The 25213-nt window shown below is 59.0% G+C and carries 24 protein-coding genes and 2 tRNA genes; 7 read left to right on the top strand and 19 right to left on the bottom strand.

The genetic code is table 11. The features are described from left to right. Positions 1–113 precede the first annotated feature (113 nt). Positions 114–539 (bottom strand): VOC family protein, encoded by a 426-nt coding sequence (locus RLW55_RS17185; protein WP_409563086.1) that lies wholly within the window; start codon positions 537–539, stop codon positions 114–116. A 168-nt stretch (positions 540–707) separates the two neighbouring features. Beyond that, positions 708–1574, bottom strand: a complete 867-nt coding sequence (locus tag RLW55_RS17190) for an NmrA family NAD(P)-binding protein (protein ID WP_423414893.1) — start codon at positions 1572–1574, stop codon at positions 708–710. Positions 1575–1689: 115 nt separating this feature from the next. On the opposite strand from RLW55_RS17190, the gene RLW55_RS17195 reads away from it, so the two are divergent. Both RLW55_RS17195 and poxB read left to right on the top strand, forming a co-directional pair. After that, a complete protein-coding gene (locus RLW55_RS17195; protein ID WP_423414894.1) occupies positions 1690–2592 on the top strand; it encodes a LysR family transcriptional regulator in 903 nt (300 codons plus the stop codon). A gap of 108 nt (positions 2593–2700) precedes the next feature. Next, on the top strand, positions 2701–4422 hold the full coding sequence (gene poxB / locus RLW55_RS17200) for a ubiquinone-dependent pyruvate dehydrogenase (protein WP_423414895.1): 1722 nt from the start codon (positions 2701–2703) through the stop codon (positions 4420–4422). A 36-nt stretch (positions 4423–4458) separates the two neighbouring features. On the opposite strand, the gene RLW55_RS17205 is transcribed toward poxB, so the two are convergent. The 5 genes from RLW55_RS17205 to RLW55_RS17225 all read right to left on the bottom strand — a co-directional run bounded on the left by RLW55_RS17205 (position 4459) and on the right by RLW55_RS17225 (position 9406). Beyond that, a complete protein-coding gene (locus RLW55_RS17205; RefSeq protein ID WP_414462489.1) occupies positions 4459–5493 on the bottom strand; it encodes an isopenicillin N synthase family dioxygenase in 1035 nt (344 codons plus the stop codon). Between the two features lie 38 nt (positions 5494–5531). Beyond that, on the bottom strand, positions 5532–6602 hold the full coding sequence (locus tag RLW55_RS17210) for a putative urea ABC transporter substrate-binding protein (protein WP_423414896.1): 1071 nt from the start codon (positions 6600–6602) through the stop codon (positions 5532–5534). After that, positions 6602–7438, bottom strand: coding sequence for a hypothetical protein (locus RLW55_RS17215; RefSeq protein WP_423414897.1), 837 nt, complete (start codon positions 7436–7438; stop codon positions 6602–6604). The genes RLW55_RS17210 and RLW55_RS17215 overlap by 1 nt, the downstream gene beginning before the upstream one ends. Positions 7439–7530: 92 nt before the next feature. Next, on the bottom strand, positions 7531–8487 hold the full coding sequence (locus tag RLW55_RS17220) for a LysR family transcriptional regulator (protein ID WP_409563079.1): 957 nt from the start codon (positions 8485–8487) through the stop codon (positions 7531–7533). A 13-nt stretch (positions 8488–8500) separates the two neighbouring features. Continuing rightward, positions 8501–9406 carry an MBL fold metallo-hydrolase gene (locus RLW55_RS17225; RefSeq protein ID WP_423414898.1) on the bottom strand — a complete coding sequence of 302 codons (906 nt, stop codon included), beginning with the start codon at positions 9404–9406 and terminating at the stop codon, positions 8501–8503. Between the two features lie 288 nt (positions 9407–9694). Here RLW55_RS17225 and RLW55_RS17230 point away from each other — a divergent pair, with 288 nt between their 5' ends. Further along, positions 9695–9982 carry a hypothetical protein gene (locus tag RLW55_RS17230; RefSeq protein WP_013947296.1) on the top strand — a complete coding sequence of 96 codons (288 nt, stop codon included), beginning with the start codon at positions 9695–9697 and terminating at the stop codon, positions 9980–9982. A 35-nt stretch (positions 9983–10017) separates the two neighbouring features. On the opposite strand, the gene RLW55_RS17235 is transcribed toward RLW55_RS17230, so the two are convergent. The 3 genes from RLW55_RS17235 to RLW55_RS17245 form a co-directional block, all read right to left on the bottom strand. After that, on the bottom strand, positions 10018–10320 hold the full coding sequence (locus RLW55_RS17235) for a hypothetical protein (protein WP_409563077.1): 303 nt from the start codon (positions 10318–10320) through the stop codon (positions 10018–10020). Between the two features lie 193 nt (positions 10321–10513). Beyond that, entirely contained in the window at positions 10514–13672 is a 3159-nt protein-coding gene (locus RLW55_RS17240) for an efflux RND transporter permease subunit (protein WP_423414899.1), read from the bottom strand. Next, positions 13669–14871, bottom strand: a complete 1203-nt coding sequence (locus RLW55_RS17245) for an efflux RND transporter periplasmic adaptor subunit (RefSeq protein WP_423416431.1) — start codon at positions 14869–14871, stop codon at positions 13669–13671. The genes RLW55_RS17240 and RLW55_RS17245 overlap by 4 nt, the downstream gene beginning before the upstream one ends. 488 nt (positions 14872–15359) lie before the next feature. Here RLW55_RS17245 and RLW55_RS17250 point away from each other — a divergent pair, with 488 nt between their 5' ends. Beyond that, positions 15360–15995 (top strand): NrsF family protein, encoded by a 636-nt coding sequence (locus tag RLW55_RS17250; RefSeq protein ID WP_414462483.1) that lies wholly within the window; start codon positions 15360–15362, stop codon positions 15993–15995. A 79-nt stretch (positions 15996–16074) separates the two neighbouring features. Here the strand turns inward: RLW55_RS17250 and RLW55_RS17255 are convergent, their stop codons facing one another. After that, positions 16075–16362 (bottom strand): hypothetical protein, encoded by a 288-nt coding sequence (locus tag RLW55_RS17255; RefSeq protein ID WP_409563074.1) that lies wholly within the window; start codon positions 16360–16362, stop codon positions 16075–16077. A 516-nt stretch (positions 16363–16878) separates the two neighbouring features. Between RLW55_RS17255 and RLW55_RS17260 the strand changes: the two genes are divergently transcribed. Next, positions 16879–17862, top strand: coding sequence for a hypothetical protein (locus tag RLW55_RS17260; RefSeq protein ID WP_423414900.1), 984 nt, complete (start codon positions 16879–16881; stop codon positions 17860–17862). A 62-nt stretch (positions 17863–17924) separates the two neighbouring features. Continuing rightward, positions 17925–18317: a DUF427 domain-containing protein gene (locus RLW55_RS17265; RefSeq protein ID WP_423414901.1), complete on the top strand. Its 393-nt coding sequence runs from the start codon at positions 17925–17927 to the stop codon at positions 18315–18317. A gap of 34 nt (positions 18318–18351) precedes the next feature. Here RLW55_RS17265 and RLW55_RS17270 read toward each other — a convergent pair. Continuing rightward, positions 18352–18425, bottom strand: a tRNA-Gly gene (locus tag RLW55_RS17270). 255 nt (positions 18426–18680) lie between these two features. Here RLW55_RS17270 and RLW55_RS17275 point away from each other — a divergent pair. Next, on the top strand, positions 18681–20327 hold the full coding sequence (locus RLW55_RS17275; protein ID WP_423414902.1) for an OFA family MFS transporter: 1647 nt from the start codon (positions 18681–18683) through the stop codon (positions 20325–20327). A gap of 90 nt (positions 20328–20417) precedes the next feature. Here the strand turns inward: RLW55_RS17275 and RLW55_RS17280 are convergent, their stop codons facing one another. From RLW55_RS17280 to RLW55_RS17310, 7 genes are all read right to left on the bottom strand, one after another. Beyond that, complete coding sequence (locus tag RLW55_RS17280) at positions 20418–21080, bottom strand: ATP-dependent Clp protease proteolytic subunit (protein ID WP_409563070.1); 663 nt, start codon at positions 21078–21080, stop codon at positions 20418–20420. A 205-nt stretch (positions 21081–21285) separates the two neighbouring features. Next, the gene (locus RLW55_RS17285) at positions 21286–21591 is read right to left on the bottom strand and encodes an ETC complex I subunit (protein WP_013947286.1); all 306 of its coding nucleotides are present in this window, start codon (positions 21589–21591) and stop codon (positions 21286–21288) included. A 114-nt stretch (positions 21592–21705) separates the two neighbouring features. After that, positions 21706–22683 carry a hypothetical protein gene (locus tag RLW55_RS17290; RefSeq protein ID WP_409563069.1) on the bottom strand — a complete coding sequence of 326 codons (978 nt, stop codon included), beginning with the start codon at positions 22681–22683 and terminating at the stop codon, positions 21706–21708. A 748-nt stretch (positions 22684–23431) separates the two neighbouring features. Then, positions 23432–23508 (bottom strand) — tRNA-Pro (locus tag RLW55_RS17295). Between the two features lie 82 nt (positions 23509–23590). Further along, positions 23591–24067, bottom strand: a complete 477-nt coding sequence (locus RLW55_RS17300) for a DUF192 domain-containing protein (RefSeq protein ID WP_409563068.1) — start codon at positions 24065–24067, stop codon at positions 23591–23593. A 55-nt stretch (positions 24068–24122) separates the two neighbouring features. Next, a complete protein-coding gene (locus RLW55_RS17305; RefSeq protein ID WP_409563067.1) occupies positions 24123–24722 on the bottom strand; it encodes a cold-shock protein in 600 nt (199 codons plus the stop codon). A 249-nt stretch (positions 24723–24971) separates the two neighbouring features. Further along, the gene (locus RLW55_RS17310; RefSeq protein WP_409563066.1) at positions 24972–25151 is read right to left on the bottom strand and encodes a hypothetical protein; all 180 of its coding nucleotides are present in this window, start codon (positions 25149–25151) and stop codon (positions 24972–24974) included. Between the last annotated feature and the right edge of the window lie 62 nt (positions 25152–25213).

Below are 25213 nucleotides of genomic sequence, written 5' to 3' on the forward strand. Positions count from 1 at the left end.
CTAGCACATACGTGCGGCCCCTCGTTCCGGATTTGGTCGTCCGAAACGCGTCGCCACACAAATTGGTTCCAAGATTGCAGCGTCAATAGAAGGCTGTCGTTACGAATTGACGCTCACGTATTCCTCTTGCGTTTCTTCTCTTTCTCTTCGCCGTATTTCATGCCCTCGAGCTTAATGCCGTCGGGATCGAGGAAAAAAACGGCATAATAGTCGTCGTAATATACATCAGCCGGGTCCACGATCGTTACATGGTGGCGCCGCAAATAGTCTTGAAGATCATCGACATCCTTCCGGCTCCTGAGCTCAAACGCATAATGATGGAGACCGACATCTCCCGTCCGGTGCTTATGGGCAGCCCCCTTGGCATCCGCTTGACCGATCCAATACCGAGTTTTTCCGTTGGTCCACCCCATGGCGTCTTCGTATTCGTCGAGCACGTCCAGCCCGAGGAAATCGAACAGCCCGCTATAGAAAGACTTGGAGCGGGCGAAATCGCTCACACGCACCGAAATATGGTCGATCCCGACAAACCGCGCCATTCCGTCATTCCCGCATCGAGAGACCGGACATGCGTCCACCCCCGCTAAACCATGCCTGCTGAACGCGAAAGACACGCTCGGGTTCCAAATAACAACACCGCCGTCGCGAATGGCCTGCCTAGCGACCGAAGGCAGGCCCAATTTCCTAAATATTGGGTCTGAACCGCTTCAGCCGACTGCAGAGATCAACCCGGCCAGCACCCTGGACAGAGCTGTTGGGCCCTTCTCTATGCTTAACGGTTTGCCCTCAAACTGGATCCAGCCCTCGTTGAAACCATCGAGCATCTGCATCCGTGGTATCGGGTCCTTCATGCCTTGCGATTTGAAGAGAGGGCCCCATGTCTCTCGCGGCACGGCTTCTGCGCGAACAGGCCGCCCCAGAATGCTCGCAAATGCTGCTGCGACGTCGTTGGGGCTGTAGCGTCGTTCCGCTTCGAGCTCGACAATTCGACGGCCTTCCCAGTGCTCTCGGATGAGCTTCGCCGCCAGCCGGCCGATATCGACGGTTGCTATCATCGGAACGGGCTTATCGAGTGGTTGCAAAAAGGACTTGAAGACACCCCTGTCTCTCGCCTCGGCGATATCCCAGGCGAAGTTCTCCATGAACCACGCCGGCCGCAGAAAGGTGACAGGCATCGGCAGCGCGCTCAACGCCTCTTCCATCAACGTTCGCTGCGTGAGCAGATTGGGCTGCCGCGCTTGTGCACCGATCGTTGAGAGACAGACGACGTGAGAAGGACGCGCCGCATTCAACGCTTGCATTACGGCAGAGATAACCGCACGCGCCTCGGGAAAGCCGGGAGACGGATCGAACACGTTGGGCGGCAGAATGAAAACACCTTCCGCACCCATGAAGGCTTTGGCGAGCGCGTCGGCGTCTTCCATCGTCGCGATCGAGACATCGCACCCTTTTGCGGCCCACGCCGCACCTTTTTCGGCGTTTCGCACGACGGCCCGAACAGGTAGTCCCGCATCAAGCAGTGCTTGCGCCATCGCGCCGCCGACTTGCCCGGTAATTCCAGTGATTGCATACATAGCTCTTGGCTCCAGATCGAATGACCCGCGCCAAAGATCTCATGTGGTAGGCCGTTGACTGAAGTGCGCTCTTGTCCACATATTGTTGATTGTAAATCAACAGACAGAGGTGGCAATGCAGTTCGACGGACGCTTGCTCTCCGGCGTATCGGTTCTCGCCGCAGTCGTCGAAGGCGGTAGCTTCGCTCGAGCGGCGGACGCGCTCGGCATCACAACATCGGGCGTCAGCCGTGCCGTATCGCGCCTTGAAGCGCGCATTGGCGCTCGCCTCCTGGACCGCACGACGCGATCTGTCTCCCTCACTGACGAGGGGCGTCGGTTCTACGAGCAGGTGAAACCGAGCCTCGCCAACATCGAGGACGCAGCGACTATCGCATCGGGTTCTGCAAACGTCGTGCGCGGCCGCCTGCGCGTGAACATCGATCCCGTCGTTTCGCAGCTCATCTTGCCGGGACGGCTCGGTAAATTCCTCGACTTGTATCCAGAATTGTCGCTCGATTGTGTGACACGCGAACAGATCGGCGATCTCGTTGCCGACGGGATCGATGTTGCGGTTCGCTTCGGAGATCTTCCCGATTCATCTCTAATTGTACGCAAGCTCGTGGACCTTCAGGTGATTACGGTTGCAGCTCCGAGCTATCTGAAACGCCGCGGCCGTCCTCGAACGCCAAGCGATCTTGCTGCTGGCCATGCCTGTATCGACTACCGCGATCCGATCACGCGGCAGCCCTTCGACTGGGAATTTCACAAAGGGCGCAAGATTCAAACCGTGAAAACGAAAAGCCGCTTATTGCTAGGCGATGCATCAACAATGTTGACCGAATGCCTCGCAGGAACCGGCATCGCACAGGTCTTTGCCGTCGTCGCCAAAGATCACATTAAAAGCGGTAAGCTGATCGAACTTTTCCCTGATTGGGCCGATGAGCGCTTTCCGCTAAATGCCTACTACCCCTCACGTCACCATCCAGCAGCGAAGGTGCGCGCCTTCGTAGACTACATCGTGAAGGCAGTCCGCTGACGAGTCGGCGCTCGTCGTGAAAGAGCCTTCTAAATGCAACGCCACGTTAATCGCCGATCGCTTGTTTTCGACGACCCCAACTGATGCCGAAATCTCCGGAGGTGAAGAATGGCACGAATTGCGGCGGACTTTCTGACCGAGACATTGCAGCAGGCCGGCATCAAGCGCGTCTACGGCGTGGTCGGAGATTCCCTCAACGGCTTCACGGATTCTCTCCGCCGCCACGGCACCATCGAATGGGTGCACATGCGCCACGAAGAAGCGGCAGCATTTGCGGCGGGTGCCGAAGCCCAGCTGACGGGTGAGCTCACCGCTTGCTGCGGCAGCTGCGGACCAGGCAACCTGCATCTCATCAACGGCCTCTACGATTGTCATCGCAGCCGCGTACCCGTGCTGGCCATCGCCGCACACTTACCCAGTAGCGAGCTTGGCATCGATTATTTCCAAGCTACGCATCCCGAGATCCTCTTCAGGGAATGCAGCCATTTTGTCGAACTCGTGTCGAACCCGAACCAACTGCCGCAAATTCTCGAACGCGCCATGCGCGTCGCCGTCGCCAAAAAAGGCGTTGCGGTTGTGGTGCTGCCCGGCGACATCGCCCTCATGCCGCTCGCGACACCGGCACCAAAGTGGACCTCACCGAAGCCGCCCGTTGTGCTTCCCAACCCGTCGGATATCGAAAGCCTGGCGAAGCTCCTCAACGGCTCTTCGAAAATCACGCTGCTCTGCGGCGCTGGTTGCGCTGGCGCGCACGACGAAGTTATCCAACTGGCCGAGCGCCTCCAAGCCCCGATCGTGCACGCCCTGCGCGGCAAGGAATACATTGAATACGATAATCCCTACGATGTCGGAATGACCGGCTTCCTCGGCTTCACGTCGGGGTATTTCGCGATGGAAAGCTGCGACACGCTCCTGATGCTCGGCACGGACTTTCCCTACCGCCAGTTCCTCCCTCACCACGCTCGTGTTGCCCAGATCGACATTCGCCCGGAAGCACTCGGCAATCGCACACCAATCGAGATCGGCCTCCTCGGCGACATCAAGGAAACAATCAAAACGCTGCTGCCGAAGCTCACCGTCCATGACGACCGCAAGCATCTCGATGATGCGCTCGAAAGCTACAAGACGGCCCGCCGCGATCTCGACGCTCTCGCCGACGAAAACGAGAAGAGCACGATTATCCACCCGCAATTCGTGACGCGCGTCGTGAGCGAAGTCGCGGCCGACGACGCAATTTTTACCTGCGATGTCGGCACGCCGACCGCTTGGGCCGCACGCTACCTCAAGATGAATGGCAACCGCCGTCTGTTGGGCTCGTTCAATCATGGCTCGATGGCCAACGCCATGCTGCAAGCCATCGGGGCGCAATCGGCATTCCCGAAGCGCCAGGTTGTATCGCTGTCCGGCGACGGCGGCTACACGATGATGATGGGTGACTTCATCACTCTGATCCAGAGTGAATTGCCGGTAAAAGTCATCGTGCTGAATAACGGCACGCTTGGCTTCGTCGAGATCGAGATGAAAGCCGCGGGCTTTCCCGATACCGGCTGCGATTTGCAGAACCCTGACTTCGCCGCAACCGCACGCGCGATGGGCGTCAAAGGCATCCGCGTCGAGCGCCCGCAGGATTTACGCAGTGCGATAACCGAGGCCTTCAATCATGACGGCCCCGCACTCGTCGATGTCGTCAGCGCTCGTCAGGAAATGATCATGCCGCCAAAGGCGACGCTCGCCGAAGCGACGCACTTCAGCATGTTCATGCTCAAAGCTGTTCTGGACGGCCGCGCCAAGCAGTTGATCGACCTTGCGAAGGTCAACATCACCCGCTAGCCGCTGCCCCCCCAAAACACAGGAAGCGCGTCACGATCAGTATTTCTGACGCGCTTCCTGCCCAAACGACGACAATGGCGCCGATCCCTCGGGCAATGTGATTTCGCCGCGCGCCCGGCGCTCCTTCAGATACGTGAAGCTCTGCATCGTCTGCGCGAAGAGATGCTCGCCCGCCTTGAGCGACTGCTTCTGTGGCACGTCGCCCGCAACATAACGCGGCAGCGGCGCGACGACCGTGTCGTAGTCGGCAGCAAAGAACAGCGGGAACGAATAGCGCTCTGCCGGCACCTTGCGCACGCGGTGCGACGTGGCTGCAAATTCGCCGTTCGTCCAGATCTCCATCATGTCGCCGATGTTCACGACGTAAGCACCCGGAACCGGCGGCGCATCGATCCACTCGCCCTTGCCGTTCATCACCTCAAGGCCGGGACACGTCGCCCTCAGCAGCGTGAAGCACTCGTAGTCCGTATGCGCACCAATGCCCGGACGGTCTTCAGCACTCGAGTCGAAGGGATAATGGATCAAGCGCAACTGGCTCGGCGGCTTGGTCACGTATTGATCGAAGAACGTCGGCTCCTCACCGATCGCCATCGCGAATCCGCGCAGCAGCACGCGACCGAGTGCGAAAACGGCGCTGTAGTAGTCGTCGACCGCCTTCGCAAAGCCCGGCAGTTCGGGCCATTGATTCGGCCCGAGCAGCGGATTACCGGCAACGTAATCCGGATCGTCCGAGGGCAAATCGATTGAGAGGTCGTAGGCCTCTTTCTTGTCCTTCGAACCTGAGGCGAAGACTTCTTCGCCTTCAGGAACGTAACCGCGATGATTGCGCGAATTGCCGATATAGACCTTCATCTTCTCTTCGTAAGGCAGCGCGAAGAAGCGCTTGGTCGCATCGAGAACGCTCTCGAAGAGGGCCTCATCTACGCCACCACCGGTGACGTAGACGAAGCCGACGTTGCGGGCCGCATTGCCAAGCTCTTCCGCAACCATCATCTGCTCAGCGGGCGTGCCCGTACGAAGCTTGGTGACATCGACGATCGGAATACTCGAGAAGTTACCTGCCGTGCTCATCTCTTTCCTCTTAAAGCTAGCGACCACGCCAATTATTTTCAGAGCTTCTTGTCAGCCAAAAGCTGCATGTATGTATCGTCGAGCCGCAGCTTGACATTCGATGCATCGCCGAGCGTCTTGCCGGGAAGCGCGATGCCGATCGCGTCCTTCGACTTGGCGCCGGTTCCCATCAGCTGCTGTTCGAAACAGAACGTGCGGACAAGATCCATGGCCTTGACCATGTCGGGCGACCGGACCGACGACGCGCCGACTGCCGGATCGTAATAGAACGCCGTCGTCTCGATCTGAGAATTGAGGCTGTCGACGGTCGTTCCCGATAGATCGGCCATAAACTTGCGGGCTTCCTTGCTCTTCTCGTCGTTCGCCTTGATGACGGCGAGCGTCTCGAACCACGCACCCGTCAGCGCCTTCCCGAGTTCGGGATGCTCTTTCAGCGTTTGGGTGTTGACGAGCAGCGCATCGACCAGTTCGCCAGGCATCTCTGAAGATTGATAGACGACGCTGACATTCGGCAATTTCTTCAACTGTATGAAGGCGGGATTCCACGAGACGACCGCATCCACATCATCGGTCTGGAAGGCCGCCACGAAATCGGCGTCGGAAATGTTCTGTAGCTTGGCGTCCTTGATATCCATGCCGTGCGTTTCGAACGCCCGCGCCAGCATGTAGTGCGAAACCGAATACTGAACGAGATTGATCCGCTTGCCCTTGAGATCGGCGAACGTCTTGTTCGCACCCTTCAATACGATGCCGTCATTGCCGTTCGAATAATCGCCGAGGATCGGAATAGTCGTATCGACGCCGCCGACCGCTGGGATGGTCAGCGCGTCCATCGTTGTCGCCGCGACGGCATCAACCTTGCCGCCCGTGTATTGATTGATCGACTCGATATAGTCGTTAACCTGCACCAACTCGATGTTGATGCCGTATTTCTTCGCCCATTTCTGCAAGATCCCAGCGTGCTGTGCGTAGGGCCACGGCATATATCCCGTATAGATCGACCAAGCGACTTTGAATGTCGGCTCGGCAGCGCGTACCGGGTTCATGGACGCCGCAAAAAGAACAGCGACCGTACAAAGAACGAGTCGAAGCATTGAACGCATGGCCATCAGGCACTCCCTGTCATCGAGCGGAAAATGGAAAGCGCTCCTTCGTCGTGTCCTTGCCCAGGAATATTTTGTTGTTGCGCACCGACATCGAGGTCGGCAATCGTCCATCGCCGTGCAAACGGCTCGCCGGCCGAAGACACGTCGTGAATGGTCAAGCTGCTTCCGTCGCCATAGCCTTCAGGTGCGAGATCGGCGGCGATACGGAACGGCAGCGTCGATCGCCCGATCAGCCACTTCCCATCGCGCACGCGGCCGAGCGAAATTTCGCAATCGAGCATCGCCCTGGCAGCATCCGGCGATGACGTCTTGACAAGATCGGTCAGCGAACCACCGTGCGGCAGCACAACCGCGCGGTTTCGCACATACATGAAGATTTCGCCGACCCTGACGAGAAAACCGTCGATGCCGGTTTCATCGCGCATCCGAATGGCGAAGTGCGGATTGAGGTTCGGCGACGTGTGATGCCAATGCTCAATGTAAGGGATGTCCCGGCCGCGCTCGATCAGAACGCCGTCTGCGAACGAAAGATAGCCAGCGTCTGCCGCGTCGCTCGGGCACTGAAAATCAATCGCACGACGCCATTCGAAGGCGTCGCCTGAAAGGACGAAAATCCCGGCAAATCCTTCCTGCCGTGTAAGCCATTCGAAATGCTGGGCGTCGAGATGATTAAGACAAGAGACGCCGTCAAACGATGGGCGATCGGCCGGCTGCCTGAGATCCGCAAACAACGTCGGTCCCTGGAGCCACGCGACGAACGTGGCGCGATCCTCCCGCCCGTCAGGCCACGCAATGAGCGAGCGCTCCCACAGACCAAGCGTATCTTTGATTTCGACCATCTGCGTATCTCCGATGACAAAAGACTGTCATCGAAGACCGAGCCTCAGAAGCCGTTGAGTGCAGATACGAGCCATAGATTTGATCTATGGCTCTATGCCTCGTCCGAACCATCCGGATCGGCGTCTTTTACGTGCATTTCGATCATGTCGAGAAGCGCCCGCGCGGGCGGGCTGAGGCTTTCGTCCCGGGTCACGAGATAGACCGGATAGGTCGGCAGAACGTCCGGGTGCAGCATCGGCCAAAGCTCGCCCGCCTCGACGGCCTCGGCCGCGACGACCGTCGGTAGAAAGCCGATGCCGATGCCGATCTGAATGAGCCGTTTGACCTCATGCAGCGTTTCGGCGGAGCCACCCGAGCGTTCACCTAAGCGATGGCGTTGGCGGAAAGCGGCAAGTTCGGCCGGCTCATCTTCTCCGGTCAGGACGAACGTCTCGTCGGCAACGCTCTCTGGCGAAACCGGCGCAGCACCGAAGGCTGGATGCGCCTTGCCGCAATAAAGCTGTTGCCATTCGCGCATCAATGGTCGATGGCGTAGTTCCATGCCGGTCGCCGCGTCGCAGGCAATGCCAATATCGGCGCTGCCATCCTTCACCGACAAAACCACGTCGCGCCACGGTGAAATGTCGAAACGGATTTCGACTTCCGGGTTGACCTGATGAAACGCCACCATCGCCCGATCGAATGCCGGAGCGACGAGATCCGAAATCACGCGCAACGTCACGACGCCTTGCAGTCGACCCGAAGACTGCGCGACGTCACCCGGCATACCGGAAATCAGAATTTCGATCTCTTCTGCGGATTTTAGAAGCGACCGCCCGGCAGGCGTCAGCGCGACACCGCGAGCAGAGCGCACAAAGAGCGGCGCACCGACATGATCTTCAAGCCGCTTCAGCCCGGCGCTGATCGTCGGTTGTTGCTTGTTCAGCGTCCGCGCTGCCGTGCTGATCCCCCCTGAACGCACGATATCGAGAAAGAGCCGCACGAGGTTCCAATCGAGATTGCGCGCGAATTGCTGCCCCTTTCTCGAAATGCGCGCCCCGCTTGCCATCGTCCGTCCTCGCTTACGCCGATGCTTCGTGCCGAAGCGCCAGGACCTTCGCGACATTCCCGCGATGGACGGCCTCATAAGGTTCGAAGAACGTGACGGCTCCGCTAGCAAGCGCTTCAGGAATAAAATCTGACAGTGCGACCGAAGCCAACCGCTCGTCGTCGGGCGCCTGAAGAAGCCGCTCGACATACGTTTGCGTCGCCCCGATCAGGCCCCGATCGTAGCCCTCGCCCATGATCCGCTCCTTCGCGCCATGGTTCGGCAGAATGCGCGAGAAATCCCAGGCCGACATACGCTCCAGATCAGTCAGATGCTGAGCGAGACGATCCGGCTCGACGACATACGTCACCGTGTCTTCCAGCGTATCGCCCACCAGCAAAGTCTTATCGCCGGGCAGGAACATCGCCACTCCGTCGCTGCTATGGATGTCGAGCGGACGTAATTCGATGCCAACGTTGCCGCACGTCAGATCCAAGCCGCCGTAGAAAATCGTTGTCGGCATCACCAGCGGCGCGATCGCCGGCAATCCATCGTGCGTTCCAGCCTCAATAGTTGCCCTATGTTCGGACAACAGACGCGCGGTCTTTGCACACGCTATGATCTCACAATCCTCGAAGACGGCGTTTCCGGCGACATGATCCAGATGCCAGTGGCTCAGCACGATGCGAATGTCCCGAACTCCACGCGCTTCCAGAATGTTGCGAATGTCCCGCGCATGCGCGATCGACAGATGCGTATCGTAAACGACCGCACTCGCCCCATCGACGACGGCATAGCTGCAAATGCCGAGCGCAAACCCGCCGTCATCGAGCCAATTCGGCGCGTCCGAATAATACCGCACGCCCGAAATGCGCCCGTCGTAAAATCCAAGCAAATGTTCGCCGAGATCCAAGACCGAGAGTTTCGTCAATTGTTCCATTGGTACCACTCGTCCTGCGCCGCTGGAGACTGAAGGGCTGTCCCGACCGTATCTTTCCGCGGGAAAGTGTAGCATCTGGCCGCCGGGCGGCCCGATGCCATCGCGGCGACATAATCACGCTCGCTTTCCCTATGCCAGGGTAGGGCGTGCAAGACAGGGATGGGCCGTGGTAACGTCCGCGCCGCCAGCGCACTTTCTCTCTTGTGCGATGACAAGGGCGAACGGCGGGAACGGACGCAGCGCAGCCGGAATCGGCGCGGCCCGCGTCTTTCGAGACTGGAGGGTGATATGCCGAACTTTGGAATTCCGCGCCGTGCCGCGGCTAACGATTTGAGGGCGGACACCCCTCCCCCGCTCAACTGGAAACGCGGCCTGTTTCGCGTTTGGATCCTGGTTTCGGCAGGCTGGATTATGGGCTGGACGATCTACCTGCTGCTTGAGGGCGTACAAGGCAGCCTCACCACGCGCGGTGATTTCGTCGAAGTTCCGATTTTGCTCTTCGCGCCCCCGATTGCCCTCTGGCTATTCGGCCATGCCGCAGCTTGGGCCATCAAAGGCTTCGAGGCGGAAAGATAAACAGAGTGCCGGACGCCAGCGCGCGCTGCAGCGGGCTATGCTCTCGCGCGTTCAGAAGAGCCGCTCGTCTTCCAGAACCGGTGCGCCCGCTGTTCCTCTTCCCGCGCATTACCCAACGCGATGTGATCGTTGAGTGTCTTGGCGTCCTTGATGACGTCGTTCCAGGTCAGATTGGCCGCTTTCAGCATTTCCGAGGCTTTCGCTGCGGCTGACGCACGCTCGCCTTCGTTGGGGGAAGCCAGCATGCCACAAAGCTTCATGAAGCGCGGGACATCGAAAGTCACCTGACGCGGCTCGACTGTCTCAGTCGGTTCGCTACGTCGACGCCACTTGGCCATTATACCCTCTGAATTCGTACACGACGTACTTTTACGTTTTGTTTTGAGATTGCGAAAGCAAACTTATAGCCGCCCAATTTCACCTAAAATAGGCAATGTCCGATCGCCCGGCCAGCGATCTCGCAGCAATTGCACGTTCGACCAAGAACGTGGTTCAGTTGCGGCGAGGTCATCCTGGCGACGGCCGCAGCAGTTATGCCGCAGGCGGTGTGTCCTCGGCAGCCTTGGTCGGAGCACCCTTGCGAGACTGACGCCACTCTTCGAAGCGCTGGATGACAGCGAACATCGAGGGCACGAACAGCACCGCAAGCAGCGTCGACGCCAGCATGCCGCTGAAGACCGTGATGCCGATCGACTTTCGTGCCGACGCACCGGCGCCGGTCGCAAACACCAGTGGCGCCACACCGAGAATAAAGGCGAACGACGTCATCAGGATGGGACGGAACCGGGCCCGCGCCGCTTCGACGGCAGACACAGCGATGCTCTTGCCCTCTGCGCGCAGCTCTCGCGCAACCTCGACGATCAGAATCGCATTTTTGGCCGACAATGCGATCAGCAGCACCAGACCGATCTGGACGTAGAGGTTGTTGTCGATGCCGAGGCCGAGCATGACTGAGACCGGTCCGACCAGCGACAGCGGCACCGCAAACAGCACCGAGAGCGGTGAGTACCAACTCTCATATTGTCCCGCGAGCACCAGATAGACGAGCAGCATGGCGAGCGCGAAGACGTAGTAGATCTGGCCGCCGACGATCTTTTCCTGATAGGACAGCGCCGTCCACGAGTAGCCGACGCCCGGCGGCAGCGTTTTTTCCGCAACTTGCTCCATCAGCGACATCGCATCACCCGACGAAAAGCCCTTCGCCGGCACGCCTACAATCGTTGCCGACGGATACAGGTTGTAAAGGCTGATGAGCGACGGTCCGACGATCGGCGTGATATTCATCACCGTTCCGAGCGGGATCATGTCGCCGTTCTGATTGCGCACCTTGAGACGCAAAATCTCACTCGGCTCCATGCGGTAATCCGCATCCGCCTGCACGTAGATCTGGAAAATGCGTCCGAACTTGTTGAATTGATCGACGTAACTGGAACCCAGATAACTCGCCAGCGCCTGGAACACCTGGTCCGTCGTCAGCAGCAACGTCTGAATTTTTGCTCGGTCGATTGTGACCTTGTATTGCGGCGCCGTCGCACGGAATGTCGTCGACGCGCGTTGAATGCCCGACTGCGTATTGGCGGCATTCACCACGGCATCCACGGCGCTGCCAAGTTTCACGAGGTCAAAGCTGCTGTCGCGCAGCTCGATCTGCATCGTGAAGCCGCCGGCATTGCCGATACCTTGGATCGGCGGCGGCGGCAGCACCATCACGACGCCATCTTCGATGGCGGCCATCGCCCCGTTGAGCTTCTTATAAAGCGAGGCAAGATCCTCGTCTTTGCCGCGCTTGCTCCAATCCTTCAGCATGATGTACGCAACGCCCGCATTGGCGAGCGATGCGCTGTTATCGAGCGGCGAAATACCGGCGATGGTGATGACACGCTCAACGCCCGGCACCGCGTCGGCAATTTGCTCGACCTGCTGCAACGAGTTTTGCGTACGCCCAAGCGACGCCCCCTCGGGAAGCTGCACCGATGCAATCAGATAACCCTGGTCTTCGATGGGCAGAAAGCCGGTCGCGACCCGGGTCATGCCATAGACAGCCCCCGAAATAATCAGCAAGGCGATGATGAACATCGCAATGCTGTGGTGAACCATCCAATCGATGATCTTCGTATACCAGTTCTCGAACCGCTGGTAGACGGCGTTGAAACCGCGGAAAAAGAAATTGCGTTCTTCGGGAGGTACCGGCCGCCGCAGCCACAGCGCGCATTGCGTCGGCTTCAGCGTGGCGGCGTTGATGGCGCTGATCATCGCCGTCGCCGCAATGACTAGCGCGAACTGCGCGTACATCTGTCCGGTTAGCCCCGGAAGAAACGATGCCGGCAGAAACACCGCCATCAGAACGAGCGTGATGCCGATGATCGGCCCCATTAACGCATTCATGGCCGCGATGGCCGCGTCGTGGCCGGACATGCCCTTTTCGATGTTATGCGCCGCGCCTTCCACGACCACGATGGCGTCATCCACGACGATGCCGATGGCGAGCACGATCGCGAACAACGTCGAAAGGTTGATCGAAAATCCCATCGCAGCCATCGCCGCAAACGCGCCGATGATCGTCACTGGCACAGTCGTCGCTGGAACAAGCGTTGCCCGCCAATCCTGCAAGAAGACGAGAATAACGATGAGGACCAGCACCGCCGCTTCGATCAGCGTGCGGTAGACCTCATCGATCGCCTGCTGCACGAACAGCGTCGTATCGAACGGGATCTGGTAGATCATGTCCTGGGGAAATTCCTTCGCCAGGACTTTCATCTTGTCCGACACTTCTTTCGCAACGTTGAGCGCGTTGGCGCCCGGCGTCAGAAAGATCGCTAGACCCGCCGCCTGCTTGCCGTCGAGATTGAAATACTGCGCATAGGTCTGCGCCCCGAGGACGACATGTCCAACGTCCTTCACGCGCGTGAGATCACCATTGGTGCCCGTCTTGACGATAACATTCGCAAACTGCTCAGGATCGTCAAAGCGGCTTTGCACGTCGATCGTATATTGAAACGATGGTGATCCGGAAACCGGTGGCATGCCCACCTGCCCGGCCGTCACCTGCTCGCTCTGCTGCTGCAGCGCCTGGATCACATCCTGCGCGTCGAGCCCGCGTGCCTGCATCTTGTCCGGATCGAGCCACACGCGCATCGCGTATTGCCCAGCACCGAAAACATTGACGTTGCCGACGCCCGGCAGGCGCGAAATCTCGTCCTTCAACCGGATGGTCGCATAATTGCTGAGATAAAGACTGTCGTAGGTGCTGTTCGGCGACGTCAACGTCACGATCTGCAGGATCGACGTCGATTTCTTTTGCACGACGACGCCTTGCACCTGAACCGCTTGCGGCAGCGATGCCATCGCCGCCTGCACGCGGTTCTGCACAAGGATCTGCGCCGCGTTGAGATCAGTGCCGATCTGGAACGTGACGGTCAGGTTATACGTACCGTCGGATGCAGCATACGACTGCATGTAGATCATATCTTCGACGCCGTTCACCTGCTGCTCGATCGGCAGGGAAACGTTATCGACGACGGTCCGCGCACTCGCGCCGGGATATCGCGTCGTAACCGACACGGTCGGCGGCACCACGTTCGGGTACTGCGCGACGGGCAGTTCAAACACGCACACGGCACCGATCACGACCATCAGGATCGCAATGACGTTGGCGAGAACCGGCCGTTCGATGAAGAATTTTGAGATCATTGCGCGGTGTCCGCATCCGGCGCCGGGGCGCTGATCGTCTTCATGACGGGTTGGATCTTCTGGCCCGGCACGACCGTCATTAGCCCGGAGATCACCACGCGATCATCAGGAGCAAGCCCCGTCTCGATCACGCGCAGATCGCCCACCTGCTGTCCGAGCACGACCTTGCGCTGCTCGATGATATCATCCTTGTTGGCAACGAAGACGTAGCGACCGGCCTGATCGCTGCCGACGACCCGATCCGGCACCAGCAGCGCATCGTTGTCCTTGCCGCGCGGCACGCGCACCCTGACGAAATACCCTGGCAGCAGCGATTTATTCTCGTTCTGGAAAACGCCGCGTACCAGCAATGTGCCGGTATTTGCAGTGATGGTCGGCGCGGCGTAGTCGAGCGTGCCCTTGTGCGGATACCCCGTCTCGCTCTGCAGCCCGACTTCGATCGGAATTTTCTTCAGCTCCTCCGCGGTTATAGCGCGCGCCCGAATGTTATCGCGGATCGACTGCACATCCGATTCACTGACGTAGAAGTTGACGTAGATCGGCTGCAGCTGAACGATCGTTGCGAGTGTCGTCGGGCTTCCCGCGCCGACAAGTTGTCCGAGCGAAACCTCACGCGCCGTCACGATGCCGTCGAACGGTGCCTTGACCTCGGTATAGCTGAGGTTGAGCTGCGCTTGATCGATATTGACCTGCGATTGCTTTTGCGCCGCGACGGCAGCATCGTAGGTCGCGGTCGCCGCGTCGAGCGTCGCTTGGCTGGAGATGTTTTTGGCGGCAAGATCGACTTGACGCTCGTAATCAGCTTTTGACTTCTTAGTTTGCGCCTCCGCGCTCGCCAACCCGGCCTGGGCCTGCTCCAGCGAAAGCTGATAAGGCTGCTGCTCGATGACAAACAGCGTCTTGCCCGCCTTGACGAAGTCGCCGTCGTTATAATCGATGCTCTGGATGAAACCCTGAACACGCGCGACGAGCGTGGTCGTATTGACCGCAGCCGTGTTGCCCGTCGCCATGAGATAGCGCGTCACGGTCTGTTTCAGCGGCGACGCCAGCTCGATTTTCGGCGGGGGTGGCGGGATAAAGGTATTCCTGTCCCCGCATCCCGAGAGAGCCAGCGTCGCGGCAACGGCAAGAATGGGGGCCACCCGAGAAAACAGCCGCAAATTCTGCCACGCGCAGCCAGTTCGCGCCGGGCTCGACATCCCTGCCGGCCACAGTTGAAAATTTTCACCCATTCGAGCGCTCACCCCGACGTATGCGAATGCGGAACATCTAAGAACCATTGAGAGCATAGTAGGTCATCTCTCAATAGCCGTATAGGCGAGGAACATTTCAAATCGTAACTCCGACGCCCGAAAGACGATCTGAAAGCTGCACGAAGGTTACTTTCGCCCGAGTCGATTGCCGACAACTTTTGTGACATTGCTCATGAGATACCCGCGCCGCTTCCCGGCGAATAGGCTGGCCTTGCTATCCGCTCCAGGTTGTATCTCAGCCTAAAGGAGTTCGTTTTCGCGATCCCATCCGAACGGGCTGCCGTACCCCCTACCGCGCATGTGCTCAAAAAAGTGCCTGAACGATGTAACTCCGGCGTCCGCGCGCGCGAATGTCTTTTAAACGACACGTCTATGAGCGCCGTCCGCTCTTTTGCAGCGCGGAAGTTCGGCTGCTCCCTCGGAGTAGACATCAATTGAGAACGGAACAACTTATCAGAAGTCTTGTCGCCGACCTCCCGACCTCGCCCGGTTCGGTTGCGCGGATCATTACGGCGAGCCTTTTGCTTTCGATCATCTTTTCGCTGACGGTCATGGTCCTGTGGCTCGGACTCCGGCCAGAACTCGGCACGGCGATGCATTCCGCGCCGTTCTGGATCAAGGCTGGCTACACATTCATGATCGGTACGGCAGGCCTTTTCGCGCTGGAGCGTCTCGGACGGCCCGGTGCGAAAGCGACGTCGTCTTTTGCGTTGCTTTCCGCGATCTTCGCAATCGTCGCGCTGTCAGCGGGCATGGAATTTTTCATGTCTCCGCCAGACGAGCGAAGCCAGCTTTGGCTCGGGAGTTCCTCGTCGTTCTGTCCGTGGGCAATCGTTGCGCTTTCGATCCCACTTCTGGTTGCAGCTTTCCTTGCGCTTCGCCAACTCGCCCCGACGCACTACGCCGTCGCCGGCGCGGCAGCTGGTTTCATGGCAGGCGGCTACGGTGCCTGCATTTATTCCCTGCATTGCACGGAATATGGCATCCCGTTTCTGGCCACGTGGTATTCGCTCGGCGTGTTGATCGTGGTCGGCGGCGGAATGCTCCTGTCGGGGCTTTTGCGCTGGTAGAATTGCGCCGATACGCAAAGCGGGCCGGCAGTTTGCCGACCCGCTTTCAAAACTCTCAGTCAACCGCAAACGCGGTCCGTCAATCATTATACTCTGAGCAGTACGTCGAGGTGCGATTATCGTCGACGTGTTCGCGACAAAACTGACCCGGCGTCTCGTCACGGGCTAGCACCGGATGCGAGGTCAGGTGCATCCCTTCCTGGCTCGCAACGTGTTTGGCGTGGACGCGCTGGCAATAGTTTGTTGCGATCCAGTTTCCGCCGACATTTTCAAAATCGCCCGAGCACGTGCCTTGCGCACTTGCGGCACTCGCCGCGGCGCCGAGCGCAATGAGCGAAACAACGAGGGCGACAGGAAGTCTGATCATTGCCTTCACCTTTCTCTGGTCAGGGCCACATGGCCACTTGCAAACCCGAGCCGGAATCGGCCGTCGCTGATGACGTCCACCAACACCGCCTTCTCTGTGCAATCGAGTTCGTCTTCGGTGAAAGCTAGATCGGAACCTCCGCACGCGTTATTCCGGCCGGTGCCATCGGGCGACCGCCCGCCGGACTCACACATCCGTAAAAATACCGATGACTAACGCCGGAGAGAGCGCCGTCGCGAACTTGGAAAATCCCTTGTTTTCCGTGCATCCATGCGCGCACATCAGATGCCGGCCGGCTTTTTCGAACCGATGCGCAGGCGTTCAGGACAACTCAAAGCAGCCGGGCGGCAGAGTCCATCCGGCAACATACTGAGGGATACGATCTGGCGATAAGTCGTCCTGTCAAAGGCGTCGTGCCCCGACCGAGATAGCGATGACGAACCCAATGTAACGCCGGCACGTCGCAGTCCGTAGCTTCTGCACGCAGTCGAAAGTTATGCATCTCGGAGAACGCCTGTGCGCACATGGCAACGGATCCTGTTCGGGGCGGGACTTCTGATCCCCTTCCCTATGTCGCCTGCACCGGCTGCGGTCTCATCGCAGGCGTTTCAGGGTACCGGCATGCCCTACGATGCCTTCGACGAACTCCACGCCACGAAGTTGCATATTGGGGGAGCCACGCAAACGATCGCGTTTGCACCTGGCCCCCTCCGCCTAAGTCACGACCGAATTCTCAAATGGCTGACGACTTCAGCGAAGGCCGTCACCACTTATTATGGAAAGTTTCCCGTACCCAGCGCGAAGATCTTGATCGTTCCCGTTGAAGGTGAAGGCGTCGAAGGTGGGCAGGCGTTCGGCTATCGCGGCCCTGCCATCCGGCTTCTCGTCGGTGACTTTACAACCGACGACGATCTGATTGCCGATTGGAAAGCCGTGCACGAGATGGTCCATCTCGCCTTACCCGACGTTTCGCAGGAGCATCTCTGGCTCGCGGAAGGGCTGGCCGTTTATGTCGAGCCGATTGCCCGCGTCCAGGCCGGAGATCTTAAAGCAGATAAAATCTGGGCCGACATGGTTCGGGACATGCCGAAGGGATTGCCGCAGGAGGGAGACGAAGGCCTCGACCGCACCCACACCTGGGGGCGGACCTATTGGGGCGGCGCCATCTTCTGCCTGCTCGCCGACATCACGTATCGCGAGCGAAGCCACAACAAGGTCGGGTTGCAGCAGGCGATGCGTGGAGTCCTTGCCGCGGGCGGTACCCACGATCAGGACTGGCCCATCGAGCGCATCTTGAAAGTCGCCGACCAGACAGCCGGCTACCCGGTCATGGAAGAGCTTTACGCCAAGATGCGTGACAAACCTTATGCACCCGATCTTGCCAAGCTTTGGAACGATTTGGGCGTAACGCCAGCAGGAAACACGGTGACGTTCTCGCAAACGGCTCCGCTTGCTCATATCCGCGAAGCCATTACAGCGCTGCCGCGCGGAAGCTTATGACACCTCCGCAGGATCCCTTGCGTTTTCCCCCCTGCTCATTACGTCATGCCAAGGAGGCAACGATGACAGAAACCAAAACGGAGGACCGTGTACAGCTTATTCCGGATAGCAAGCATCCAATAACGCTTGAGAAAAATCCGCGCCGCGTCGTCGTCAGGTTCGCGGGAAAGGTCGTCGCCGACACCACGAACGCGATCGTCCTAAAGGAGGCGAGCTACCCTGCCGTCCAATATATCCCTCGGACGGATGTCGATATGCAGTTTCTGCAAAGGTCCACCCACACATCGTATTGCCCGTACAAAGGCGACGCTTCGTATTTCAGTCTCTCCGCTCCCCGCAGTTCATCTGAAAATGCAGTGTGGAGCTATGAGGTGCCCTACGAGGCCGTTGGCGCTATCCAGGATCACGTCGCGTTCTATCCCGATCGCGTCGAGATCTCCGAGCAGGACGCCTAACGCAGCCGCTTCACAGCTACTACTGGAGAGCGGTTGGAGCGGGTGATGGGAATCGAACCCACGTATTCAGCTTGGAAGGCTGCTGCTCTACCATTGAGCTACACCCGCGGCAGTCGCGAAGAAGGCGCTTTGTAGCGAATTTTTTCCCAAGAGCAAACGCCTTTGCGACGGCGCGTGGCGAAGGTCGAATTTCCTGCGGCGCAAGGCCGTGCGATCCCTTCCGGGCAATTGTACCCTGCACGATTTAGGACGGAATTTCCGGGGCTCATCGCGGTGCAATGTTGATTGTGTCGCAGCCGAGGTGCACAAAAGCCGGAAAAACGGTCGCACCAAAGCAGCCAATAAACCTGGGGGAATAAACGCATGACAGTGGCCAGTTCCGCAGACCCGTACGCTCCGGGATTGCTCGATAGAGAAAGAATCATCGCCAAGGCGGGGTTCAACCGTTGGCTGGTGCCACCGGCCGCCCTTGCCATCCATCTCTGCATCGGCATGAGTTATGGCCTAAGCGTGTTCTGGCTCCCGCTGTCGCAAGCGCTCGGCATCACCAAGCCGGTGACATGTCCCGACATGACGCTGGCCCAGGCCCTTATCACGACGACTTGCGATTGGCGCGTCAGCGACCTGCTCGTTACCTTTACACTTGGCATCGTGTTTCTCGGATTATCCGCCGCGGTGTTCGGCGGCTGGCTGGAACGCGCCGGGCCACGCAAGGCCGGACTCGTCGCAGCATTATGCTGGGGCGGCGGCTTCCTGATTTCGGCTCTGGCGGTGCACCTGCACCAGTTGTGGCTTCTCTGGCTCGGCCTGGGCGTGATAGGCGGTATCGGCCTCGGTCTCGGCTATATCTCGCCGGTGTCCACGCTGATCAAATGGTTCCCCGATCGCCGCGGCATGGCAACCGGCATGGCCATCATGGGCTTCGGCGGCGGCGCGATGATCGGCTCGCCGATTGCAATCCTGTTGATGAACCACTTCAAGACCGCTGAATCCGTCGGCGTCCAAGAGGCGATGGCCATGATCGGCGTCATCTACCTCTTCGCAATGTTATGCGGTGCGTTTGGCTACCGCGTGCCGCCGGATGGCTGGAAGCCCGACGGCTGGACCCCGCCAAGCAGCCAAACCAAAGCCCTGATCACGCACGGCCATGTCCATCTCGATAATGCCCATAAGACCCCGCAGTTCTGGCTGATCTGGATCGTGCTCTGCATGAACGTCTCGGCAGGTATCGGTGTCCTGGCGATGGCCTCACCGATGCTGCAGGAAATCTTTGCCGGCAAGTTGATCGGTCTTAACGACGTCTCCTTCAAGGATTTGACGCCAGCTCAAGCCACGATCATCGCAGGAATTGCAGGCGGGTTCGTCAGCTTGCTATCTCTGTTCAACAGCGGCGGCCGTTTCCTGTGGGCGTCACTCTCTGACATCATCGGCCGGAAGACCACGTACTTCTGCTTCTTCGTCCTCGGCATGGCGCTCTATGCACTGGCGCCGACGCTCGCACACGCCGGCTCGATCGCGCTGTTCGTCGCGGCGTTCTGCGTGATCCTGACGATGTATGGCGGCGGCTTCGCAACGGTGCCCGCATATCTCGCCGATATCTTCGGCACGCAATTCGTCGGCGCCATCCACGGACGGCTGTTGACGGCGTGGTCGACGGCGGGAGTCCTTGGCCCGCTGGTGATCGGCTATCTCCGTGACGCACAGATCTCGGCAGGTGTACCGCGCGCCCTCGTCTACGATCGCACAATGTATATCCTTGCGGGCTTCCTGCTCGTCGGCTTCATCGCCAACGCGCTCATTCGCCCGGTCGCCGACAAATGGATGATGAGCGACGCCGAAGTGGCAAAGCTCCAGGCAGCGAAGTCGACGGCAAACGTCAGCACAGGTTCGCACGGCATCGGCTTCGGCGGTGTGAGCCCAGGCGCCATCGTAGCATGGATCGCGGTCGCGATTCCGTTCTTCTGGGGCGTCTGGAATACGCTCGGCAAAGCTACCGTGCTGTTCCGCTAGGAAAAAACAATTCTCCTGTCGGGGGCTCGCTTGCGGGCCTCCGGCAGGCGCCGATCAAAGCATGCTCTGGCGCGATCCTTGAGGCTTGCCTCAGATGAGTTGCTGCACGATGTCCGCGTGCTCGTCGACCAGCTCGCGAGCGGTCTTCCAGACCTCATGCCCGCCGGTCATTTGCGCGCGCACGCTATTGATCCACGATTGCGGCACACCAGCAGCTTCGAAGTATTTCTCGAAGAAGCGATCGGTCTCGGAGCCGATCGCCGTTTCCGGCACGCTACTATCCCTTTTCTTGGAAAAGAAATCGCGAAACGCCACCTCGTGGAACATGAACTCCGCACTCGGCGCCGCGAGACGCAGCTGCCCTTGCAGATAGATCGGCACACACATCGACGCGCAGATGCCGCCGGTGTCTACAAGCGTGACAAGCGCATGCGTCTGTCGGATCCTGCCCAGCAGCCGCACGACGTCAGCGCCCTGATCGAGCGACCCGCCCGGCGATGAAAGCGACAAGATGATCTTATGCGCCTCGCCCTTATGGCGCTCGAATGCCTCCGCAATGCGTGACGCCATCGGAGCATCGATCTTTCCGCGCCAGCTTAGATAGAGCGTGTCGTCGCCTGGAACGACCCGGACATCAAGTTTGCCGACACCTGCGAAATAGATCTCGAAGTGATCCCGCGTCTTGAATGCGAGCACGACGAGAAGAAGGATCATCGCACCCCAGATCAGGCGATTGCGCCAGGGCGACGGCATCAGTGTAGCGCCACCGAGCGACCGTGCCGCCGCGCGAGAGAGGTTCGACGTTTTGAGAGATAGGCAAAATGCGCCATCGAGATTGCGTGGCCAGCCTGATCCGCGAAACGGTGTCGCCTACTCCGCCCAATGGCAGACGCAATCTCAAAGGAAGCCCGCGGCGAGTGGCTGGCTCGCGAAACGCGAGTCGCTCGCCACCAACTCATCAGTGCGTCCAGTTGGTCGTCCGCCCGAACTTGAAATTATCCGCGTACGATTTCTTGATTGGCTTGCGCGGCTTTGGTTCGCTGAGCGTGTAGGCGAGGCCCACGCGCGTCGCGTAGGCAATGGCCTCTTCCTTGGTATCGAACTCGAGCCGAACCTGAGCTTGCATGTCTCGCGAACTCACCCAGCCCATCAACGGATCTATGTCGCGCGCGCTGGCCGGCTCGAATTCGAGCACCCACTCCTTCGTCCGCGCCTCGCCGGACTGCATGGCGGTTTTCGCAGGTTTGAAGATCCGTGCCGTCATAGTGGCTCCGCAATGACGAGAAAGTTCGAACGAAGAACGATCGCAATTTTGTCGGGGCGACATGACTTGAACACGCGACCCGCTGCTGCCAAAGTACGCAGGAAATGTGAAAAATCAACGTGCATTCTGACTGCTAGCCGCCTCTCGCCGGAACAAGCGGCGCTGGAAATGCAGCCGGGCGCGGTTGGCGCGACTCAACATGCTCTTCGGCCTCTTGGGTGCCTCAGGGGCAACGATCGCGGGCCGCGTCTCCGGGATTTCCGGCAAGCGAACGTGCATGGCATAATGACCTGCACGCAGAATGTTTTCGAGGCCGACTAACTCGGGCGGTAGAAATGAAAGTGGACGCGGCCATTTCTGAGACTGCAGCCAGCAGAACGTAGCTGGCGCAAGACGAGTTAAGTATCCTTCCTCTTCATCACGAATGACCGTCGAAAAAGAAGGCAACTGTTTAGCGTCAATCGCTAGCTTCATCTCACTCCAGTGGAGCCTCGCATTGAATCGCCATAGTTCAGGGCTCCATCTGGATGTGTGTCTCCGGTGTGTGATGAGGGGCACATCAATATTCCCCAATGTCGCGCCACGGGCCGCCATCTGTGTCGGAAACCAGTAGTCCCACCAGGTCTCGCCGAGCTGGAAATGACCATCTACAATACCGCGGCTCAGCGCAGTATCAAAAAAGAAGGCATCAAACCCATAGCAATTGCCGATAGACGGAGGGTCGTCGCCGCCGACATCAATGCGCTCGGCGTAGAGGAGGCCGCCTTCCAATTCGTCTGCCAGAACCGCCGCTAAATTCGGATAGGGAAGAATAGCGCAATCGGAATTAATGATCCCCGCGCGTGGGCCAGATCGCTTACGAACGGCCTCGAGAATATCGCCGACAAGCGGCTTGCCCTCGCTGCTGCATGGCTCGATATCAAGATCAAATCCGTAGGCAAGTACCCGTTCAATCTCGGATGGCCCATTGACGGATACCGGCGAAAAGCCTGCGGCTATCCACGAAGCGATAATGCGGTGCTGTTCTTCAAGTTGATCCCCGACTAAATGCGGCGGGACGGACGTAAAAAGGTAGAATGGATGGTCATTCATTATTCAGAATCCGCGAACGGTAGTTTTTTGAGCGCAATGCAGTTCTGAAATGCCGCTCTTTTTGGCCGCGTTCCCCATCGCTAACCAGCCATCGAGAGAGATCGTAACGTCACGCCATTTCGGGAGCGGGGGGTGATGGGAACCTTGGGGGCTTATGAGGCGTCCTGGTCGGAGGATCGACGCGACTTTCATAGCCTGCAAGACCGCAGATATACGCGAGCGCTAATGAACTGCTGATCTCGGCCTGAACGGTGGCTGGACACTCGCGTCGTGGCATGATCCCCCCTTGCAAGTATACAGCGCTCTTCATAGCCTAACGCTGGTTTAAGGAGAACCGCTGTTCTCGGCGGGCCTATCGATATCGGTCGATATCGTGGCTGCAGTTGTTTCCCGTCGGCGTCGAACTGGATCAGGGGAAAGGCACCACGCGGCCTGCAACGCTCGATGAGCTTATGTGCCCTACACGAGGCTCTCGCGGCAGCCGGAGAGCGTCACCCGGCGGGGCTGTATCCCTCTTCTGTTTCGAATGGCACCAGCGCCCGGAGAACGTCCTTGCCGGCCACCTTGCCCAAAGCGGTGCGACCGTACGTCAAGCGCACGGAAACCCGGCGCGTGATGTAGCTCGCAAGCGTCACGTTTGGGTCGAAAGTGGAAGCAGTGATGAACGTTCCGAGGCCGAAAGTCAGAACGGCGCCCCTGCAGGAAAGTCCGAATGAAAACGCGCGTTCGGCTAACCTACAGAAAGTATTGGTCGGGGCGACATGATTCGAACACGCGACCCTCTGCTCCCAAAGCAGATGCTCTACCAGGCTGAGCTACGCCCCGACTTGCGCTCTCATCTGCCGCTTTCGCTCGTTAAGGTCAAGTCGCCGCTGGTCGGACACACCATCCCTAATAGCCGCGGGCGTCAGGAACCCGAAAAAATTGGATAACGCACCTTGTCGCCGGCCTTGATGCCAAGGCGCGCCGACGCGCCGCCCGGAATTTCGAGCACAGCTAGAACCGGCGCCCCCGATGAGATCACCCGGTCCGACAGCGCCTCGGCGCGCTCCTCGATGCGCGTAATGGTGCCATCGGCGCGAATGAAAAGCATGTCGAGCGGGATGTACGTGTTGTGCATCCACATCTGAAGACCACGCTCGACGGTGTAGGGGAAGAGCATTCCTTGGTTGTCGCTGAGCTCCGTGCGGAACATCAAGCCAAGAGCTTTTTCCTTCTCGGTGGTCGCGACCTCGATCGTAAACGCATGCTCGGCGCCCCCGGCGGAGACGATCCGCAACGTGTCCTGCCGCATTTTCGCATGCGCGGGCGGCACCAGATCGACGAACGCATTCATCCACGGCCACGCTGCCACGAACAGCGGCGGAAAAATAAAAAGGGCCACGCTGATCGCGGCCCCCTTCGTTGAACTCGGCACCATATTCGCCATTTTGCTCGTGTCAGTTACGAGACGGCAGCCCCGTCGGCACACCATCCGGCCTGAGTTCCGCGGCCATGCAGCCCTTCGATCCGTAACCCCAACGAACCTGAACGATCTGCCCTGGACGCAGCTCAGTGAAGCCGAAGCGGCGCAGCGTTTCCATGTGACAGAAGATATCGGGCGTGCCCTCGCCGCGTGTCAAGAAGCCGAAACCGCGAACGCGGTTGAACCATTTGACGTATGCCCGGCACCAATCGCTTTCCGGCTGCACGATGACATGCGTGCGCTGAGGAAGTTGCGACGGATGGATCGCCGAACTCTCATCCATGCTGAGAATGCGGAAAGCCTGCATGCCCTTCGGACGGCGCAACACTTCGCAATGAACGCGCGCACCTTCGTAGGCAGTCTGGAAACCTCCGGCCCGGAGGCAGGTCACGTGAAGAAGGATATCGGGCAGTCCATTGTCCGGCACAATAAAGCCGTAGCCTTTGGAAGCGTCGAACCACTTGATCATTCCGGCAACTTCAAAAACTTCAGCTGCCGCGTCGTCGAGCGCTTCTGGGCTGATACCGCCCACTTCCAAAAATTCAGAAAGCCCGGGACGTTTATTATCCCCCATACTTGCTTACCCCGCATATACTGTGCGTCAAACGATAACTCTTTCGCTGCGCCATGCCGCCGAACATCTCGCTTCTGGAAGAGCCCTCTTCAGAAACGAAACACCGAACATCACCGCGAAACGTGGGAAACCATAACACCGGCTCTGGCTGGAACTAGGGGCAATATTTTGGCGCATCCCCCTTGACCATCGGTTGTGATGCTTGAATCCACATCGTGTTTGCTCGCCTAAGAGCATGATAACACGTCATTAAAAAGCATCCTGATTCTTCCCCAGCTTCGATCTCGCGCCGATGTCCGGCAAACTTTCCTCCACATGCGTGGATAGCGCCGTGCGCTCCGAATCACCGACAAGTGATTCGTTCATCGGCACTTGATTTTCCGCGTCTTCGATGGTGCTGATCCAAACGGCGGAAACGAAGATCTCCAATGCTCATCCACAGCAGGACGAAATCGCGCATCGCGAGCGAGCGGGCGCTGTAAGACGTTTCA

Source organism: Hyphomicrobium sp. B1, from assembly GCF_049532635.1.
GTDB lineage: Bacteria > Pseudomonadota > Alphaproteobacteria > Rhizobiales > Hyphomicrobiaceae > Hyphomicrobium_B.

What these genes read in the sequence shown, in the direction of transcription:
- RLW55_RS17290 (WP_409563069.1), bottom strand. Translation starts at nt 22,683, where the DNA reads ATGAATGACCATCCATTCTACCTTTTTACGTCCGTCCCGCCGCATTTA.
- RLW55_RS17285 (WP_013947286.1), bottom strand. Translation starts at nt 21,591, where the DNA reads ATGACGGCACGGATCTTCAAACCTGCGAAAACCGCCATGCAGTCCGGC.
- poxB (WP_423414895.1), top strand. Translation starts at nt 2,701, where the DNA reads ATGGCACGAATTGCGGCGGACTTTCTGACCGAGACATTGCAGCAGGCC.
- RLW55_RS17215 (WP_423414897.1), bottom strand. Translation starts at nt 7,438, where the DNA reads ATGGTCGAAATCAAAGATACGCTTGGTCTGTGGGAGCGCTCGCTCATT.
- RLW55_RS17225 (WP_423414898.1), bottom strand. Translation starts at nt 9,406, where the DNA reads ATGGAACAATTGACGAAACTCTCGGTCTTGGATCTCGGCGAACATTTG.
- RLW55_RS17230 (WP_013947296.1), top strand. Translation starts at nt 9,695, where the DNA reads ATGCCGAACTTTGGAATTCCGCGCCGTGCCGCGGCTAACGATTTGAGG.
- RLW55_RS17240 (WP_423414899.1), bottom strand. Translation starts at nt 13,672, where the DNA reads ATGATCTCAAAATTCTTCATCGAACGGCCGGTTCTCGCCAACGTCATT.
- RLW55_RS17235 (WP_409563077.1), bottom strand. Translation starts at nt 10,320, where the DNA reads ATGGCCAAGTGGCGTCGACGTAGCGAACCGACTGAGACAGTCGAGCCG.
- RLW55_RS17220 (WP_409563079.1), bottom strand. Translation starts at nt 8,487, where the DNA reads ATGGCAAGCGGGGCGCGCATTTCGAGAAAGGGGCAGCAATTCGCGCGC.
- RLW55_RS17275 (WP_423414902.1), top strand. Translation starts at nt 18,681, where the DNA reads ATGACAGTGGCCAGTTCCGCAGACCCGTACGCTCCGGGATTGCTCGAT.
- RLW55_RS17255 (WP_409563074.1), bottom strand. Translation starts at nt 16,362, where the DNA reads ATGATCAGACTTCCTGTCGCCCTCGTTGTTTCGCTCATTGCGCTCGGC.
- RLW55_RS17245 (WP_423416431.1), bottom strand. Translation starts at nt 14,871, where the DNA reads ATGTCGAGCCCGGCGCGAACTGGCTGCGCGTGGCAGAATTTGCGGCTG.
- RLW55_RS17195 (WP_423414894.1), top strand. Translation starts at nt 1,690, where the DNA reads ATGCAGTTCGACGGACGCTTGCTCTCCGGCGTATCGGTTCTCGCCGCA.
- RLW55_RS17190 (WP_423414893.1), bottom strand. Translation starts at nt 1,574, where the DNA reads ATGTATGCAATCACTGGAATTACCGGGCAAGTCGGCGGCGCGATGGCG.
- RLW55_RS17210 (WP_423414896.1), bottom strand. Translation starts at nt 6,602, where the DNA reads ATGGCCATGCGTTCAATGCTTCGACTCGTTCTTTGTACGGTCGCTGTT.
- RLW55_RS17205 (WP_414462489.1), bottom strand. Translation starts at nt 5,493, where the DNA reads ATGAGCACGGCAGGTAACTTCTCGAGTATTCCGATCGTCGATGTCACC.
- RLW55_RS17265 (WP_423414901.1), top strand. Translation starts at nt 17,925, where the DNA reads ATGACAGAAACCAAAACGGAGGACCGTGTACAGCTTATTCCGGATAGC.
- RLW55_RS17185 (WP_409563086.1), bottom strand. Translation starts at nt 539, where the DNA reads ATGGCGCGGTTTGTCGGGATCGACCATATTTCGGTGCGTGTGAGCGAT.
- RLW55_RS17305 (WP_409563067.1), bottom strand. Translation starts at nt 24,722, where the DNA reads ATGGGGGATAATAAACGTCCCGGGCTTTCTGAATTTTTGGAAGTGGGC.
- RLW55_RS17280 (WP_409563070.1), bottom strand. Translation starts at nt 21,080, where the DNA reads ATGCCGTCGCCCTGGCGCAATCGCCTGATCTGGGGTGCGATGATCCTT.